The 18,495-nt window shown below is 39.6% G+C and carries 12 protein-coding genes and 2 pseudogenes; 8 read left to right on the forward strand and 6 right to left on the reverse strand.

The window, feature by feature from the left end; translation table 11 throughout:
- The first annotated feature begins 506 nt into the window (after positions 1-506).
- Positions 507-680, forward strand: coding sequence for a hypothetical protein (locus tag RMY32_RS10595; protein ID WP_292732096.1), 174 nt, complete (start codon positions 507-509; stop codon positions 678-680).
- 117 nt (positions 681-797) lie between these two features.
- Here the strand turns inward: RMY32_RS10595 and RMY32_RS10600 are convergent, their stop codons facing one another.
- Both RMY32_RS10600 and ppk1 read right to left on the reverse strand, forming a co-directional pair.
- Positions 798-1,199 carry a response regulator transcription factor gene (locus RMY32_RS10600; protein WP_322708966.1) on the reverse strand — a complete coding sequence of 134 codons (402 nt, stop codon included), beginning with the start codon at positions 1,197-1,199 and terminating at the stop codon, positions 798-800.
- A gap of 160 nt (positions 1,200-1,359) precedes the next feature.
- Positions 1,360-3,569, reverse strand: a pseudogene (gene ppk1, locus RMY32_RS10605) (polyphosphate kinase 1).
- 835 nt (positions 3,570-4,404) lie between these two features.
- On the opposite strand from ppk1, the gene RMY32_RS10610 reads away from it, so the two are divergent.
- Complete coding sequence (locus RMY32_RS10610) at positions 4,405-4,833, forward strand: hypothetical protein (RefSeq protein ID WP_322708967.1); 429 nt, start codon at positions 4,405-4,407, stop codon at positions 4,831-4,833.
- A 604-nt stretch (positions 4,834-5,437) separates the two neighbouring features.
- Entirely contained in the window at positions 5,438-5,869 is a 432-nt protein-coding gene (locus tag RMY32_RS10615; RefSeq protein WP_322708968.1) for a hypothetical protein, read from the forward strand.
- A 69-nt stretch (positions 5,870-5,938) separates the two neighbouring features.
- On the opposite strand, the gene RMY32_RS10620 is transcribed toward RMY32_RS10615, so the two are convergent.
- The gene (locus RMY32_RS10620) at positions 5,939-8,662 is read right to left on the reverse strand and encodes a hypothetical protein (protein ID WP_322708969.1); all 2,724 of its coding nucleotides are present in this window, start codon (positions 8,660-8,662) and stop codon (positions 5,939-5,941) included.
- A 578-nt stretch (positions 8,663-9,240) separates the two neighbouring features.
- Here RMY32_RS10620 and RMY32_RS10625 point away from each other — a divergent pair.
- The 4 genes and pseudogenes from RMY32_RS10625 to RMY32_RS10640 all read left to right on the forward strand — a co-directional run.
- Positions 9,241-9,488, forward strand: a pseudogene (locus tag RMY32_RS10625) (sensor histidine kinase); the annotation flags it as partial.
- Positions 9,489-9,949: 461 nt separating this feature from the next.
- Positions 9,950-12,514, forward strand: coding sequence for a GAF domain-containing protein (locus RMY32_RS10630; protein WP_322708970.1), 2,565 nt, complete (start codon positions 9,950-9,952; stop codon positions 12,512-12,514).
- On the forward strand, positions 12,508-12,957 hold the full coding sequence (locus RMY32_RS10635) for a response regulator (RefSeq protein WP_322698234.1): 450 nt from the start codon (positions 12,508-12,510) through the stop codon (positions 12,955-12,957). Before RMY32_RS10630 ends, RMY32_RS10635 begins: the two co-directional genes overlap by 7 nt.
- Positions 12,958-12,962: 5 nt before the next feature.
- Positions 12,963-15,245 (forward strand): response regulator, encoded by a 2,283-nt coding sequence (locus tag RMY32_RS10640; protein WP_322708974.1) that lies wholly within the window; start codon positions 12,963-12,965, stop codon positions 15,243-15,245.
- 345 nt (positions 15,246-15,590) lie between these two features.
- Here the strand turns inward: RMY32_RS10640 and ychF are convergent, their stop codons facing one another.
- The 3 genes from ychF to yidD all read right to left on the reverse strand — a co-directional run bounded on the left by ychF (position 15,591) and on the right by yidD (position 17,426).
- Positions 15,591-16,682: a redox-regulated ATPase YchF gene (gene ychF / locus RMY32_RS10645; RefSeq protein ID WP_322708971.1), complete on the reverse strand. Its 1,092-nt coding sequence runs from the start codon at positions 16,680-16,682 to the stop codon at positions 15,591-15,593.
- A 45-nt stretch (positions 16,683-16,727) separates the two neighbouring features.
- Positions 16,728-16,955, reverse strand: a complete 228-nt coding sequence (locus RMY32_RS10650; RefSeq protein WP_322698237.1) for a hypothetical protein — start codon at positions 16,953-16,955, stop codon at positions 16,728-16,730.
- Between the two features lie 153 nt (positions 16,956-17,108).
- Positions 17,109-17,426 (reverse strand): membrane protein insertion efficiency factor YidD, encoded by a 318-nt coding sequence (gene yidD, locus RMY32_RS10655; protein WP_322708972.1) that lies wholly within the window; start codon positions 17,424-17,426, stop codon positions 17,109-17,111.
- A gap of 61 nt (positions 17,427-17,487) precedes the next feature.
- Here yidD and RMY32_RS10660 point away from each other — a divergent pair, with 61 nt between their 5' ends.
- A complete protein-coding gene (locus tag RMY32_RS10660) occupies positions 17,488-18,192 on the forward strand; it encodes an SEC59/DGK1/VTE5 family protein (RefSeq protein WP_322708973.1) in 705 nt (234 codons plus the stop codon).
- Positions 18,193-18,495: the final 303 nt, after the last annotated feature.

Below are 18,495 nucleotides of genomic sequence, written 5' to 3' on the forward strand. Positions count from 1 at the left end.
TTTATAAAGCTGCATAGAATTCGATCCCCCCTAACCCCCCTTAAAAAGGGGGGAACCGGAAAAACATCTATCAAAGTCCCCCTTTTCAAGGGGGATTTAGGGGTATCAAGATATGTGCAACTTCACATTAAATTGGTATTAGTTTTATTATCATCGGCTATGAGCAACAAATTAGGAAAGAACATTGTCCCCAGGTGCTAGTGTTTAACTAACCCTAAATTGCCTATAAGATGGTTAGAAACCGCACGCCAGTTGCTCAAGAGCAAATAAATTGGGCATTATCGCTCAAAACACTGGTTTCGTTTAAACGAGACTTTACCCACCTTTGTCTTTGTGATTTCCAACACTCAATTTATCCTTAGTCCATATTCGCGCACCATCACGCAGGCAAGGCGAGTGGCACTAAGTTGACTACTTAAGTTGACTACTAAGGGTGTATAGTGTCCCAGAATATTAGATTTTGAGTTAACTTTAAATTTAAAGGTAGTTAAAGATAGGAAAAAATAATGGACTTACAGACTATAAAAGAACGAATTGTCGCAGTTCAAAATAAACGCGATTACCTATTAAGCTTACTGGAGCAACCAAACCTGGGAACTTTGAGAATAGATGTAAATCAGGCTTTGGAAGAACTGGATGAATTAATTGATGAATTTACACGCACCATTCCAGTAGAGTAAAAATTATCAAAATTTACGTCGGTTTAACCTCAACTTTCGGCTAGACCGACGTTCTTCAGTAGTATCATGTCTTCAAATCTCCAAAATTGAACTAAGCTTGAGTTGGCGAAGCAATAATCAATCTCCTGCACGCTGACCTAGCTGCCTAACCAAAGCAATAAGTTCGCTTGTAGGTACATCTTTTTTGCAAATGTTATCAAAGCTAGACATTGCCTTTTGCCCATGAAAATTTACGTCTTCCACTGAGGAGTAAGCAAGTATCTGGGTATTCGGAGATATAGCTTTAATGTGACTGGAGGCACTCCAGCCATCCATGACTGGCATCTGTAAATCTAGAACAATTACGTCAGGATGGCAACGTTTAACCATTTCTATAGCTTCTTCACCATTACTGGCTAAACCTACTACTTGAATATTTTCCTGGCAAGAAAAAACCAATTGTAAAGTTAAACGAGTCAATTCGTGGTCATCAACTACTAAAACACGCAAGGTAGAGAGCTCGCAGGATAACATTAACATTCAGGGGAAATACAAGTTTATTCAGAATAACCCCTCCAGTTTATGAGAACAAGTGCCAGCACTGACTCTATCCTATGGTTGAATAACTTGTGTGAACCTATGTAAATAACTTAGACAACTGCTCAAAAAATTCAATTTTTCCAAAAAAAACTAATTTGAGCTAGTTGTCAAGATATAAGTAACTTATTTTTTTATCAATCAGGTTGGGACTACACCAGTTGAGCGTAATGCCATGTTCATGAGAATTTTTTGTGAATTAGCTTCTGGAGAATCATCATAAGGACGCCGTTGAATGTAACTACCATCAGCTTGTAATTCCCAAGCTTGGCGATTATCTGCAAGCATAATTCCCATAATTTCTTGCAAATCTTTAGCAATATCTGGGTCTTTTACTGGGGTAATTACTTCGACTCGGCGATCCAGGTTGCGGCGCATCCAATCAGCACTACCAATATAGATTTCCTCTTGGGTATTGTTATGAAAATAATAAATCCGAGAGTGCTCTAAAAAGCGAGCGACAATACTGATGATGCGAATATTTTCACTAATGTCTTTGATTCCTGGGCGTAAACAACAAACACCCCTAACAATTAAGTCGATTTGCACTCCGGCGCGGGAAGCTTCATATAAAGTGGCGATAATTTCTGGATCGACAAGGGAATTCATTTTGGCGACAATCCGTCCAGAAAATCCATTTTGAACATTTTCGATTTCGCGGTGAATTAATGCCAAAAAGCGATCGCGCATATTCACAGGTGCAACCAGCACTTCTCGATAAGATTTTTGCAGGGAATACCCAGTTAAGAAATTAAATAAATCTGTAATGTCAGCACCCAATTCTTCACGGCAACTAAACAATCCTAAATCTGTATAGAGTCTCGCTGTTTTAGGGTTATAGTTACCAGTCCCAATATGTACGTAGCGACGTATGCGGTCTTTTTCGCGTCGTACCACCATGACGGTTTTACTATGGGTTTTTAGCCCAACTAAACCATAGACAACATGAACTCCAACTCTTTCTAGTCGTTTTGCCCAGTAAATATTATTCTCCTCATCAAATCGTGCCTTTAATTCCACCAGCACAGATACCTGCTTGCCATTTTCAGCAGCGGCAATTAAGGCGTTGACGATGGGCGAGTCACCAGAAGTCCGGTAAAGGGTCATCTTGATGGCTAACACATTCGGATCGTAGGCAGCATAGGTAATAAAGCGCACAACTGTAGCCGAAAAGGATTGATAGGGATGGTGTACTAGTAAATCCTTTTCCCGAATTACAGCAAAAAAGTCTTTTCCTTCGTCCGTCTCCAGCGCATCTGGGTCTAAAATCGGTTCTCTCAGCCTTTGCAGGCGTAACGGTACAACAGATTGGCGTGGTGGATCTTTGAGTTCCGGCAATGGTAAGGACATAAAGTACATTAAATCCCGCAGTCCCAAAAGACCATCTACCTCGTAAACATCACTTTCTGTTAATTCCAAATCATGTAATAATCGCGATCGCACTATTTCCGGAGTCTGGGATTGAATTTCTAGCCGGACTGGACTTCCACCCAAGCGCCGTTTTCGCAATTCCTGTTCAATCGCTAACAACAAATCATCTGCTTCATCTTCTTCTAAGACTAAATCGGCATCACGGGTAATGCGGAACGGATGATATTCTTGAATGTTCATCCCTGGAAATAGAGATTCCAAGTTATGAGCGATCGCCTGTTCTAAAGGTACTCCAGTCCAGTGGGCAGGTTTTTCGCTATTTTGATCTCCCAACTCAGGCGGTATCGGTAAAAATCGTGGTAGAACGCTAGGGACTTTGATTCTGGCAAAAAATTCTTCTTCGGTGTCTGGATTCTTGACCACAACAGCCAGATTTAAACTGAGATTAGAAATAAACGGAAACGGATGACTAGGATCGACAGCCAGAGGAGTCAAAACTGGAAAGATTTGTTCTTCAAAATAGCTGTTGAGATGAGTCCGCTGCTTTTGATTTAAATCTATGTAATTCAGAATATGAATGCCATGATTTACTAGTAAAGGACGAAGTACTTGCTCAAAATGTTGGTGCTGTTTGTTGACATGAGGAATAAGGGTAGACCTAATATCGTCTAGCTGTTGTTGTGGTGTGCGACCATCGGGAGTTAACAGGCTAACTTTTGCCTCTACTTGTTGCTTTAAGCCAGCAACGCGCACCATAAAAAACTCATCTAAATTAGAGTTAAATATTCCCAAAAACTTAAGACGTTCCAGAAGTGGGGTGCGATCGTCACAGGCTTCATGTAATACCCTGGCATTAAATTCTAACCAGCTTAACTCTCGGTTAAGATAATATTGTGGATCGCTGAGATTGATGGGGGTAGCGCTTTTTTTAGATTTTGCCATAATGACCTAAAGGCAGTCAGATGTAGCCCATTCAACTGGGGGACAATAAATATAGTAAGTTAAATGGTGCTTGAGCAAAACGCTGAGGCAATTTTTTGCTGTGCTTATTATCTAGCTCACTACTGGTAAAAGACAGACATCAGAATTTTAAAAATCTATTTGTATTTAAATAACTGTAGTCAAAGACTCAAAAATTAACTTGTGTAGGCACGAAAGCCAAAATTCCTAAGAAATTTTTGGGTGCTTTGCGCGATCGCCTTGGCTATCTTCCAGATAAACACCCTAACCACCCAACCTATAACTAGATTTTATAGCCGTTTTCAATTTTATGGAATATGGTGTTGGCGTATAGTTATCTGCCCTTTCAAAATATTGCATCCATACAATAACTGCGATCGGACTGGGATTCAAATCGTTGCCCACAGCATATTACCTATAAAGATGCACTTAAGATTTAGCAAAGATATGACATAGGCATATCTGACAAGTTTTAACGAATTATTAAGCAGTGTTTACAGGGTATTGGGACATTGGAAGCAGTCTAAAGGCTTACCTCCAAAACTTTATGGATTTTGGTTTCCAACATCCAAAATTTGGTAATCATTACTACAACTTTGATACAGGCATTTCTTAGGCACAAGCCTGACTGCAACTCTATTTTTATAAGGTATTTGAAGCTTTTATTCAGAGCTACACCAATACTTCAATTTATTATTTTTTTTAATTTGTGACCTCTGCAATTTTTCCAAATTTCAGTATAATCTCTGAGATATTTCTGGCAGTCAATGGTTATATTGATAACGTAAAGAAAAACAACACGGGGAGTTTGTTAATCATGAAAATTTCTGCGATCGTTAAAGGAAGCATCTGCTTATTAGGTTTGGTTAGCGTTGGTAATATCCTGGCTGCACCAGCAAGTGCAGGTCAAGCAGCAGCCCGTGGTGCTGTAACTATTGTTAGAGCTTCAGGCGCTTCTGTTAGTGTTAGTGGTGAATTAACTTTGCCCAATAACGCATACTACGATCAGGATCTAACCATTACACCTACCATTACTGGCACACCAGCCGCTGACGATGAAAGTGTAACTAGTTTAGTTGTAAGTCCAGGCACACCTAACGTTACAAACCTCTCTACTAGCAGCAATCCTTTCGTAGCTTCAGCAGCAGCAGCCTTAGATGCAGCTGTAACTGCTGGTGACATTGGCGCACAAGCAGCTATCATTCGGGCTGGTGCTGGTTCTAATGGCTTAGGCGGTTTAGAATAGATTAAGTTTTTGCTTTAACTCGTAAGTAATTACAAAATTTTTAGCAACTGACAGAACAGTTGAATAAATCAATACATCATAGGGAAAAGAAATAGCAATGCTATATCTGTTCCCTATATTTATATTTGTATATATAGTATGACGCTTCTTTGTGGCTCAGATTCCCGACTTCTCCAAGAAGTCGGGAATCTTGTTATATAGGTTTTTCATCTTGTGCCTAAATAATTTGCTATGTATAGCAACAGTCAAGGTGGTTAGGACATCAACAGACGAGAAAACTTAGACACAAAAAGGCTTTTCACCCAGTCCCCAGTCCCTTGCCATAACTCCTCATTATCACTTTACATAACTTTAGTGATATCAATATAAACCCTGAAACTCTGACTGAATATTGAATAGAGAGCTTGCGTAAAAATACGAAGCTTCAAAATGTCCATTTTTCACAAAACGCTCTCAACAAAGGTTTTATATTTTTATACACTGAAAGAATAAAAGCCAGAGAACAAAAGGTTCTGCCTCGATTTCTGCTGACCGATGCATATTCTGCATTTTCAAGCAAAATCTGGAAACAACTTAAGACAACAACATGAGGAGTTTATAAAATATGAATAGCTTATCTAACAAATTATCTGTAATTATTCGAGGAAGTATCTGTTTATTAGGTTTGGTAAGTGGAGAATATTTTTTAGTGGCACCAGCAAATGCACAACAAGCTACTGCTCGTGGCGCTGTTACTCTTATTAGACCTTCTGGTACTTTTCTCAGTGTCACTGGCGAAGTAACTTTACCTTCTGGCTCTTACTATGAAGGAGGTTTAACAATTTCTCCTACCTATGGAGGTATAGCAGGTGGAAATAACGAAACCATAACTAGTCTGACTATAACCCCAGGAGTAGCTCAAACTACTATCATCTCTAACCCAAACCCATTTATTGATACAGCAGCAAATTTATTAAATAATAGTAATTCTGTTGAAGATTTAACATCTATAATCAAAGCAGGTGCTGGTAATAATGGTTTAGGTGCTTTAGATTAGACATAATTGGCAAAATAAAAATCTTAGATCCCCGAATTTTTGAAAATTTGGGTATATTTGATAATCAGGTCAAAATCGATAACCACCTTGAAGTTTTAAGTCAAATCCATTCTCACCTGTACCAATTTGAGTTTCTATAAACACACTATTATCAGGGAAATTATGCCTCATAATGATTCCATAATTAAAGCCAGAAACTCGGCTACTCAAGCCCAGATTATTAATAGCATAATTTTTTAGGTAAACACCAGCATAAATATTTTTACTGACTCCGTGTAAACCCTGAAATTCAAAGAAGAACTCTTTACCCACCTCTAAATTTGTCTTGAGATTCAAACCATGACTAGTACTAAACTCTCCATTGAAAAGACCTAAAAATTCCCCATTGCTATTATTTTCAATAAAAGCGATGCCAGGAGCTAAAGAAAAACCAAAATTTCTTTCTTGATGTTGATATAAATAACTTAAATAAGTAGAAAAAGGATTATTTTTATTAGAGGCACTATTCCAATCAACTCTCAAGTAGGGTACGTGAGTATTGATAGCTACAGGTCTTTTGGCTGAATTTAACCGTATATCAGTTTTAATATAATTGAGAAGTATATTAGTATATAAACCTAATGTTGGTTCTTCCGTTCCTAAATTATTATTAGAAACACCCGGTGCTGAGTTAGCATCTATATTAAACCACGTTCCTAAATTAGCACTATAGTTAAAATTTCCAGAAGAACCTGCTGCTAGCAATTCAACTGTTGGTAAAGATAGATAACCGTTAAAGCTATTAAAATCAACACCTATTTTGCTAACTCTAGTGAGTTCCATATAATCGAATGCTAAATCGGCTGCTCTTATTTGCAGTGGTACTACCGTTGAATCTGCTGAATTAAATTTTTGTACAAATCTTTGCCCTTGAGGGTTTGTTAAAATTACTTCTACAGCAGAGGCTTCGTTGATCGGATCGATGGAAGTACCATTTAAAGGAATTGGAATCCCAATATATGTTAGAGGGCCAAATTTTTCATTAGAGAGCCTGAGATCGGAAAAAAATGTATCACCTTCATCTAAAATAGAAATATTTCTTTCAAGAAACTGAACTGCGCGTTTGTGGTTTCCTGTTCTTATTTGCAAGATGTTAGAGTTATTAGGAGTGACTTGACTGGGAAATGTGTAAGTTCCAGATACCTGCTCTAACCCACTAGATGCATTGGCATAAGATAAAGTGCGATTCAGCCTGTTATTAATTTGTCTTCTTTGTTCAGCTGTAGCAGGTGTATTTAAAGGAACAAAACCTTCCCCATTCTTTAGTTTTTGTCTAGCTTCTTCTAAACCTTGTTGAATCTTATCAATTTTAATAGCTTCAAAAACTCCACCTAATAGCAAACCTAATGTAGAATTCACTGATTGAATAGCATCAATACTAGTATCGCTAAATTTAGCTGTTAAGGATAATCCTGGAGCAGAAAAAATATTAGAATAAGTAGCTTTGCTTGCAACTGGATCGTATTGAATTAAGCTCCGATTATGAGGATGGCTAACATACAGTCTGTGCCAATCAGAACTTTCTTGAGTTTGAGATAGTGTCTGAAATACAGGATCTCTTTTTCCTAAAGATAGCCACTGTAAAGAGTTAAGATAATGAAAATCTTTTTCGGATTGAGAAAGAAAAGGATTGACTGCCACATTTAACAAATCAAAGTTATCAAATTTTCCAAGTTGAGCAACTTTAATACCTGGAAAGGAAGAGACAGGAGCAGTAAAACCAAAACCTTTTCCCGTCAAGATATCTCCCCAAAAGATGCCAGCAGCTTCTAGGGCACTTTTAGGAATGATTTCGCCTTCTTGGAGCCTGACGTTTCCATCGTCTAGCAAAGGTTGTATATTTGTTGTTGGAAAGCCTTGTAGAATTTTGGGCGCATTAGTAGCATCTAAAACCTGAAATAAAGCTTGCCCACCATCAACACTCAAAGTAGAGCCACTACCAATAGCTGGAATAGGGTTTTTTAGAACTGTGACATTAGGATTGTTTGAGTCAATTCCACTGTTAATAATAACTCTGCCAGCAGGTATCCCTTCAGGATTTATCAATTGTCCGGCTATTGAAGTTACAGAAAAGTTATTAGTATCAACTTCTCCAGCTAACTCTCGAAAGTCTGTCGGTATAGCGAACAGACTTTGCAATCCCCAAAATGCCTGTTGTGAAGTAACATTTTGGGTAATATAAGTATTAGTTTGTCTTCCTTGATAGATAATACCGGCTTGGGAGCCTTTAGTTTCAACTACTATTCTATTGCCATCGAGAACCCAGTAAAACTGGTCAGTCTTGGGAAATTTGGCATAAGTAAATTTATCAATAATCTGATTCTCTCCAGAAAATCTTACTCTTATATCTGTATCTATATAATTTTCATTTTTATTTGGCTTAAATAATTCTGTGGAAAAAGTAAGGTTATCTGTAGGGTTAACGATCCAAGGATACTTGTTGGCACTAAATGTTAGGGCATCAAGAATTATTGTCTTTTGGATTGCTTGTGATTGCTTTTTTGTTCGGCGTAGTTTTTCTATTAGTATTTGTTGTTGGGGTGTGTATGGTTTTGACGGATTTGAATTTGTTGATGGCTGAATTGTATTTGGTTGAGGCTTTTCTCGGTCTTCTTCAGGTAGCTGGGGAGGCTTTTCTTTGTATTCTTCAATCGGGATAACGTCAGCAATGATGAATTTGCGTAACTGTTTTGGCTTCTCTAAGTTAGAGTTAGACTTTCTTAAAGCCTGTTTTAACAGTTCTTGGCTTTGCAAATTATTTATTTTTCGATCTGAATGTATTAATGACTTGTTATGATTAGCGATTAAATCAATCTTATTCCTGTCTATGCTTAGAGCGATCGCAGATAATTTAATAAATACAATTTTGTATAAAATTGTTGAAAACAACAAACAAATGCCAAGAATTTTGATATTTTTTCTGAATCTCATTAGGGAGATATTGATAGTTCTTCGATTTGAATTTTTCAATGTTTTCAAAATATTTTTTTGGCTATTCAAACTATTGAGGATTGGCTAATGTCGAAAATTAACCATTATTTCATACTTAGTCTTTGGATTTATTTGATTTGATGAATGGATTCAACAGTGTTTCAGTAAATATAGATAGTCAAAAAAGTTTTCTTTTTTATCCTGTCGGCAAATAATAAAATAGGATTAAGCAGATTTACTGCAACAAGAGTGTAATTCTTGAGCAAAAATTCAACCTCAGCAAAATCACCACAACTCAAAAATTGAGCGATTATTTAGCCGTATAAATACGTAAGTAAAGACTATTAACTTAAAAAATGGAGTAAAAATATACTTCAGGCTACTCGCTCTCGTCAGCAAAGTTGGTACATTTGCTGTTTTATAGTAGAGTTTATTTATACATCCGGAGTAGACTGATTGAGCTAATTGAGGATACCCTTAGCCATGTATTGGAAATACTAGAGCGATATCTCACAATTAGCCGCTGTGCATTAATGCTGATATAGATAAATTTCGCATTAATGTAAAAGCCAGTTTTCCTGAGAATTTCGACACAGTAGAAGACGATCGCATCGACCTAGAATGGTTTAGTCCGACTAATAAATTACTCTGATCAAATCACTAAATCTCTTATGTCTAATAACTAAATCTAATCATGCATAGTAATATAATCTCAGTCCTAAACTTGTCTACACTAGGATTAGGGCGATGTCTACGACGGACTACGCCTACGCAATAAATTTGTGGCGTACACAGGCAGTAGCTGATAAAAGCTTGTTGAAAAAGTTGTACAGTATACTCAAAACCCCTCTTCAAATTTCTCCCTGAAACAAAGCGAGACTTTGAAACGCCAATTATCTTGTAGGCAAAGGGGGCTGGGAGAGTTAGGTTTCTAAGGCTTAGATGTTACGCAAAATACTTTTCAAACATCCTTTAAGAATCGCTTTTAATAGACTTTCGTGAATAGCTAAAGGTGAGGAAAGGATAATAATTATTAAAAAAAGTTAAGCTATTCTTGAGATAATCATGCTGCTGACTGAATATAACATTTAGATTTTTTAAAAAAAGTTAATGAAACCTAGACATATTGATACAGAAGTAGCGAGGTTAGAAGCCCTCCGCCAGTATCAAATTCTTGACACAGAACCCGAAGAAGCCTATGACAATCTTGCTCGGTTAGCGGCCTTTATTTGTGGCACACCCATATCCTTGGTAAATTTTATTGATGAAAACCGTCAATGGTTTAAGGCAAAAATAGGTTTAGATGTATCAGAAATGCCTCGGAGTGTTGGGTTATCTTATCTTTGCCAAGAGCAACGTCATGTTGTGGTGGTTCCTGACACCCTTGTTGATGAGAAGTTGGCAAGTAATCCAGTAGTAACTGGCTATCCATATATACGGTTTTATGCAGGTGTACCCTTAATTACTCCGCAAGGAGATATGCTGGGAACTCTGTGCGCGATTGACCAAATTCCACGACAACTAAGCCAAAAACAAGTGGAGGCATTTGTGGGTTTGAGTCGCCTGGTAATTGACCAACTCGAACTCAGGCGTCATGTAAGTGAGGTATCTAAAGTTACTGAGAAACTAGTGGCACACGAGCAAGCAGCCCGCGCCCAATCTGAAGCCGCCAAAACCCGCATCAACAATCTTCTCGAAAGTATCACTGATGGTTTTTTTGCCTTAAATCATAAGTGGCAATTCACCTATATTAATGGTCAAGCAGAACGGCTGTTGCAAAAAACTCACAATCAGCTTTTGGGTAAAAACATCTGGGAGGTGTTTCCAGAAATTATCGGCACAACATTTGATTGTGAATATCGCAGGGCAATCTTAGAACAGGTTAGTGTCGAATTTGAGGAATTGTATCTGCCACAGCAGCAGTGGCTTAAAGTCCACGCCTATCCAGCAAAAGACGGCTTGTCTGTTTATTTTCAAGATGTTACTGAACGACGCAAAACAGCAGAAGCACTACGAGAAAGTGAAGAACGTTGGCAATTAGCATTACATGCTAATAATGATGGTATTTGGGATTGGAACCTCAAGACTAATGAAGTGTTCTTCTCAACTCAATGGAAGGAAATGCTCGGCTATAAAGACTACGAAGTTTCCAACCATTGGGATGAATGGATAAAACGAATCCATACCGATGAGCGAGATTGGGTAATTCAGGCTTTCCAAGACCACTTTGCCAAGAAAACACCGTTTTACGTCTGTGAATATCGAGTCCAGTGCCAAGATGGCAGCTATAAATGGATTCTAGATCGAGGACAGGCACTTTGGGACGCATTGGGTGATATAGTACGGATGGTTGGTTCTTATACTGATATCACAAATCGGAAGCGGGCAGATGAAGAATTAAAGCGGCAAAATCTGCGATCGCAACTATTTGCCGAAATTACCCTGAAAATTCGAGAATCTTTACAAATAGATGAAATTCTTCAAACCACGGTAACAGAGGTACAAAAACTACTACAAGCCGATCGTGTATCAATTTTTCGACTGGAACCTGACGGTTCGGGAACAATTGTACAAGAAGCAGTTCTGCCTGGTTGGCCAGTAATTTTAGGAGAAAATATTTTTGACCCCTGTTTTAAAGAAGAATATATAGAGAGATATCGCCAGGGAAGAATAAGTGCCCTTGAAGACATTGAAGCTGCTCATATCCAACCATGCCATCGAGAATTTCTTCGGCAATTTGCTGTCAGGGCTAATCTGGTAGTGCCGATTCTTGTCAGGGACGATATTTGGGGCTTATTGCTAGCTCATCAGTGTAGCGCACCTCGACAATGGAATCAGTTTGAGATGGATTTGTTACAGCAATTAGCGAACCAAATTGGAATTGCTTTATCTCAGGCACAACTATTAGAAAAACAAACCCAGCAAAGTCAAGAACTTACTCGTTCTAATGCAGAATTAGAACAGTTTGCCTACGTAGCTTCCCATGATTTGCAAGAGCCATTGCGGATGGTAACTAGTTATTTACAATTGCTGGAGCGGAGATATAAAAACCAACTGGATGCCAATGCGGATCAGTTTATTGCTTATGCAGTAGACGGGGCCAGCCGGATGCAGACTCTAATCAACGATTTGTTAAACTATTCCCGCGTCAGCACCCGTGGACAGCCTTTTGTGCCAGTTGATTGTAGTGTTGTCTTAGAACAGGTGCTTGCTAATCTTCAAGTGGCGATCGCAAATCGAAAGGCAGTTGTCACCTACGATACTCTACCTCAAGTGATGGCTGATGCTACTCAATTGACACAAGTATTTCAAAACTTGATTGCCAACGCGATCAAATTTTGCGATCGTCAACAGCCATTAATTCACATTGGAGTAAGTAAGAGAGATGCAGATATATTAGATGGAAAAAATTTAAATTTTACCCCCTCGGAGGATGAATGGTTGTTCTGGGTGCGTGATAATGGAATTGGTTTAGAATCCCAATATACTGAACGTATTTTTATAATCTTTCAGCGCTTGCACGGTAGAGACAAGTATCCAGGTACTGGAATTGGTCTGGCAATTTGTAAGAAAATTATCCAACGCCACAGCGGCCGGATTTGGGTTGAGTCGAAACCGGGTCAAGGCTCGACTTTCTACTTCACAATTCCAGATAGAGCAGGTAAGCAATGGTAAACACCATAACAGCGATTATGCCTATTGAGGTTTTGTTAGTAGAGGATAATCCTGGCGATGTCCAACTTACACGCATCGCCCTAGAAGATAGTAAAATCTCAATTCACTTAAACGTAGTCGAGGATGGTGTAGAGGCAATGGCATACTTGCGAAAACAGGGAAAATATGCTAAATTACCTCATCCAGATATTGTACTGCTCGATTTTAACCTTCCGAAAAAAGATGGACGAGAGGTATTAGCAGAAATAAAAGGAGATGAAAACCTCAAACGAATTCCTGTAGTAGTTTTGACGACTTCGCAGGCTGAAGAAGATATCCTCAAAGCCTATAACCTTTTTGCTAACTGTTATATAACTAAGCCAGTAGATTTCGATCAGTTCGTTAAAATTGTCCAATCAATAGAAAATTTTTGGTTTGCGATCGTAAAACTGCCACCGGAGTAGTGGAAATGGCAGGTGAAAATATTATTAAAGTTTTGTTAGTAGAAGATAACCCTGGTGATGTCTTATTGTTACAAGAGTTATTCAAGGAAGTTACCACAGTTGTAGTTGAGTTGATGCCCGTTGAACGGCTTTATGAAGCAGTCAACTACCTAACAAACAAAACTTTTGATGTGATTTTATTAGACCTCTCGCTGCCAGATAGCCAGGGATTACAAACCTTTGTCATTGCTCACAATCAGGCAAAAGCAACTCCAATCATTGTGCTGACGGGTATAAATGATGAAACTCTAGCAACTAGCGCAATGCAACAAGGAGCGCAAGATTATTTAGTGAAGGGACAAGTAACTGGTGACTTGCTGGTGCGATCTATGCGTTATGCTATCGAACGTCAAAGGGCAGACAACGCACTGCGGCAGAGTGAGGAGCGATTTCGGGTTGCTCTGAAAAACTCTCCCATCTTTGTCTACAACCAAGATAAAGATTTACGGTACACCTGGGTTTACAATCCGCCATCTGAATTGACAGTTGAGAAAATATTGGGCAAGCAAGACTTAGATATCGTCCCAGTAGAAGATGCTCAACATCTGATTGCAATTAAACGTGGAGTGCTGACTACAGGCATCGGAACGCGAGAAGAAGTATCAATTACTATCAAAGATACAACGCGATATTACGATTTAACTGTCGAGCCACTACGGAATGAAACCCAAGAAATTATCGGGGTGACATGCGCCAGTATAGATATTAGCGAACGACAAGCTGCGCTACGCGATCGCAAATTGGCAGAAGAAAAAATTCGCGAACAAGCAGCATTACTAGATGTCACCACAGATGCCATTTGCGTCCGAGATTTAAACAATCAAATTATCTTCTGGAACAAAGGCGCAGAAACACTTTACGGCTGGCAAGCTACAGAGGCTTGGGGGAAAAATGCTAGCGAACTTTTGGATGACGAACCTTCACCGGAAATTGAAGCGGCTCTATTGCAAGCTATTAGTCAAGGTAAGTGGCAAGGCGAGTTAACAAAACTTACTAAAATGAACAAAGAAGTCCTTGTGGCTAGTCGCTGGACTTTAGTATGCGATGAACAGGGAAAACCAAAATCAATTCTCACCGTTGACACAGATATTACCGAGAAAAAGCACCTAGAAGCCCAATTATTTCGCGCTCAACGCCTGGAAAGTATTGGCACTTTAGCTAGTGGTATCGCTCACGACCTCAACAACATCCTGACACCAATTTTGGCAGGAGCGCAACTGCTACCGCTAAAATTTCCTAATGCAGATGAGCGGACTCGTCATCTTCTAGAAATTTTAGAAATTAACGCTAGACGCGGTGCTGATTTAGTCAAACAGGTACTATCCTTTGCGCGGGGTGTAGAAGGGAAGCACATCACTTTGCAACTCAAACATATAATTGTAGAAATTGCCAAGATTCTGAAAGAGACTTTTCCCAAATCGATAGAAATCAGCACTAATGTACCGCAAGATTTGTGGATGGTTTCTGGAGATAGTACTCAACTACATCAAGTGCTGATGAACCTCTGCGTTAACGCCCGCGATGCTATGTCCAATGGTGGTACTTTGAGTATCTCTGCCGAAAATATGTTGATTGACGCAAATTATGCCCGCATGAACCTAGAAGCCAAAGAGGGGCCTTACATAGTTATTACTGTCTCCGATACTGGAGTTGGGATTCCGAAACAAATGCTAGATAGAATTTTCGAGCCATTCTTTACTACAAAAGATGTTGGACAAGGCACTGGTTTAGGGCTTTCCACAGTATTGGGAATCGTTAAAAGTCACGGAGGTTTTGTGAACGTGTATAGTGAACCGGAAAGTGGCACTAGCTTTCAAGTTTACTTGCCAGCAGTGGGGGGAATGGAAACAATTAGCCCCGAAAATTTGCCACCACAGACAGGACATGGAGAATTAATTTTGGTTGTGGATGATGAAGCCGCCATTCAAGAGATTACGATAACATCACTAGAAGCTTACAACTACAAAATCTTAGTTGCCAATGATGGCATTGAAGCGATCGCGCTATATGCTCAAAATAGAGACAGAATTAGTGCTGTCCTCATGGATATTATGCTGCCCTCACTGGATGGTTTAACAGCCATACGTACCTTGCAAAAAATTAACCCCCAAGTCAAAATTATTGCCAGCAGTGGCCTTATGTCTGACAAGAAGCTCAGTGCAGTAGCAGCTATTGGTGTCAATACATTTTTGTCAAAGCCCTATACTGTCAATGAATTATTGCTTTCTTTGCAGAAAGTACTATCATGAATCAAATACTTACGTAAGTATACTGTTAGCTGTAAGTACAAAACACTGCTTTATTAAGTGGGTGCCAATTGCTTGGATTTGATATGATTGAGCATCCGTTAACAGACTTATTTTACCGATATTCACAGCTTGGCTATATTGTGGGTGGAAGTAGCTATTAGATTTGCAGGATTGCTGTTTATTTGCGTAGGCTTTGCCCGCCGCAGGCATCGTCTTGCATATTTTTATGCACATTAGAGAATATTTGTCAATTTATTTATGGCGATGCTTAGGTTGGGCAAAGCTTACGCAACTTGGTGTAAGTTGACCATTATCTTATCGATAACGGCCACTCATTAATTACCCCTACACATTAAATCGGAACAACATTACATCCCCTTCCTGCACAACATACTCTTTCCCTTCACTGCGAACCAACCCTTTCTCCTTCGCTGCATTCATCGAACCTGTTGTTACCAAGTCTTTATAAGCAACAGTTTCGGCGCGAATAAATCCCCGCTCAAAATCACTGTGGATTACACCAGCAGCTTGAGGTGCAGACATTCCCGCATTAATTGTCCAAGCGCGGGTTTCTTTGGGGCCGCAAGTAAAATATGTCCGCAAACCTAAAAGCGTGTAAGTTGCTCGAATCAACGATTTCAAACCGCCTTCTTCCACACCCAAAGACGCGAGGAAATCAGCTTTATCTTCTTCTGGTAATTCCACTAATTCCGCTTCAACTTGAGCCGAAACTATCACAACTTGGGCATTTTCTGTTGCAGCAATTTGCCGTACTGTTTCCACAAAATTATTACCAGTTGCCAACTCATCTTCAGATACATTCGCGGCGTAGATAATTGGTTTATAAGTGAGCAGTTCTAATCCTTTAATAATTTCTGTTTCTTCTTCATTCAAGCTCACCTGACGCACCGATTTACCTTCATTTAAAGCCGCAGCTAATTTTTCTAAAACTGTGATTTCAAACTGTGCATCTTTGCTGGTACGAGCTAGTTTGCGAGTACGGTCAATTCGCCGCTCAATTTGTGCTAAATCTGATAAACCCAGTTCTATATTAATGATTTCAATATCTCGCGCTGGGTCAACAGAACCAGCAACGTGGATAATATCGTCATTTTCAAAACAACGTACCACATGGACGATCGCATCAACTTCCCGGATGTGGGACAGGAATTGATTCCCTAGTCCCTCACCCTGACTTGCACCTTTAACTAAACCGGCAATATCCACAAATTCCACCCGCGCCGGGATAATTTGTGCCGAACTGGCAATCTTAGCAAGAACATTTAACCGTTCATCCGGTACTGCGACAACGCCGACATTCGGTTCAATCGTGCAAAAAGGGAAGTTAGCTGCTTCAGCTTTAGCATTAGCAATTACAGCATTAAATAAAGTAGATTTTCCGACGTTGGGAAGTCCGACAATTCCGGCTCTTAGCATTTTGGATTTTGGATTTGAGATTTTGGATTACATTACCAAGTTAATCTAAACAGGTTCCGGTATGGTTTGGGGAATCGTTCCTGGAACTGTCTGAGGAATGGGAGCAGGTACTGGTTCTGGTACAGGCCCCGGTAATGGTTGAGGAATCGCTGGCCCCGGTACAGGTTCGGGACTAGGTAGCGGATTCGGCTCAGGATTGGGGCTAGGTAGCGGACTCGGGCCAGGAGTAGGAATTTGTGGTTCTGGTATAGAAATCGCAGTAAGATTAATCATCGTAAATCCAAATTAAATTATTCAACCTTCCCACGCTAGATGACAACCTCATCTATTGACATCTCCCCAAATACCTATACCCACCAACACATCCTTTAACTTGGGCATTGGGCATTGGGCATTGGGCATTGGGCAGGAGTGCTGAGTTAGGAGTTAAGAGTTAGGAGTTTTGTTTATCTGCTTGTCCCCTTGTCCCCTCATCTCCCCTGCCCCTCTGCTCCCCTGCCCCTCTGCCCCATTGCCTCTTTGCTTTTCCACCACCTCTGGCACTGGATCGTAACCACCTGGATGAAACGGATGACAGCGCAAAATCCGCCAAATTGCCATCCAGCTACCACGCAACACTCCAAATCGTTCAATAGCTTCAATAGCATACATCGAACAAGTTGGTTGAAAGCGACAAGTTGGGAGAAACAACGGCGAGATAAACATTCGGTAGCCCCGAATCAGCCAAATAAATAATAATTTCATTGCAGCTACCCAAATCTTATAAATTAGTAACAGGGGTAAAAAGTTTCATTTTGTCGTATCTTTGTTAATTACATTTTCTGACTTCACCTCAATTCCGGTTTTCTGGCTGCAAATTGTGTCGGCTGCAATTTGGGTGTTACTCATCCTCCTGATTGCATGGGTGGTAAACCGCTTCACCGCCAACCCAGAAATCGTGCGGAAGATTGTTCATATTGGCACTGGGAATGTGATTTTAATCGCCTGGTGGCTAGATATTCCCGCCAGCGTAGGGATTACAGCTTCTATTTTAGCGAGTGCAATCACCTTATTATCCTACCGATTGCCGATTCTTCCTGGTATTAATAGCGTTGGACGGCAAAGCTTAGGGACATTTTTTTACTCTGTTAGTTTCGGTATTTTAGTTGCTTGGTTTTGGTACTTGCAACAACCCCAGTACGCAGCACTCGGAATTTTAGTAATGACTTGGGGAGATGGATTAGCAGCCTTAATTGGGCAACGCTTTGGTAAACATAAGTATAAAGTTTTTGGGACAGAAAAAAGTTGGGAAGGTTCCCTAACTATGATGCTTGTTGGCTATGTTGTCAGTAGTTTGATTTTAGTTGGAACTCAAGGAAACAGTTGGCAAACTTGGGCAGTATCGCTGATAGTGGCAGTTATAGCTACGGCTTTAGAAGCTGTTTCATTTTTGGGTATTGACAATTTAACAGTTCCTTTAGGTAGTGCAGCCCTTGCCTTCTTTTTAAGTAACTTAGTTTTGAGTTACTAAATTGCATTGAGTACTATTCCTAATTGAGCAAATAAGAGATAGCGCCAAAAATTCATCCTTAGTACTTTTTTAAACGCAGAGGAACACAAAGTTAAACGCAAAGGTACGCAGAGTTTTGCCAAAGTTAATTCGCTATGAATTAGAGAAATGTTGTACTTAGTTAATAGACATCTCCGAAAACCGCCCAAGTATCTCTGTGACTAACTTATAGGGTGCGATCGCCAGTGAGAGCAATTAGCTAGTTTCGACGAGAGAATAGGAGTTTGAGATGTTTGTTGTTAATAATCCGACAAAAAAACGTGG

Origin of the sequence: Nostoc sp. ChiSLP03a, from assembly GCF_034531215.2 — a bacterium.
GTDB lineage: Bacteria > Cyanobacteriota > Cyanobacteriia > Cyanobacteriales > Nostocaceae > Nostoc.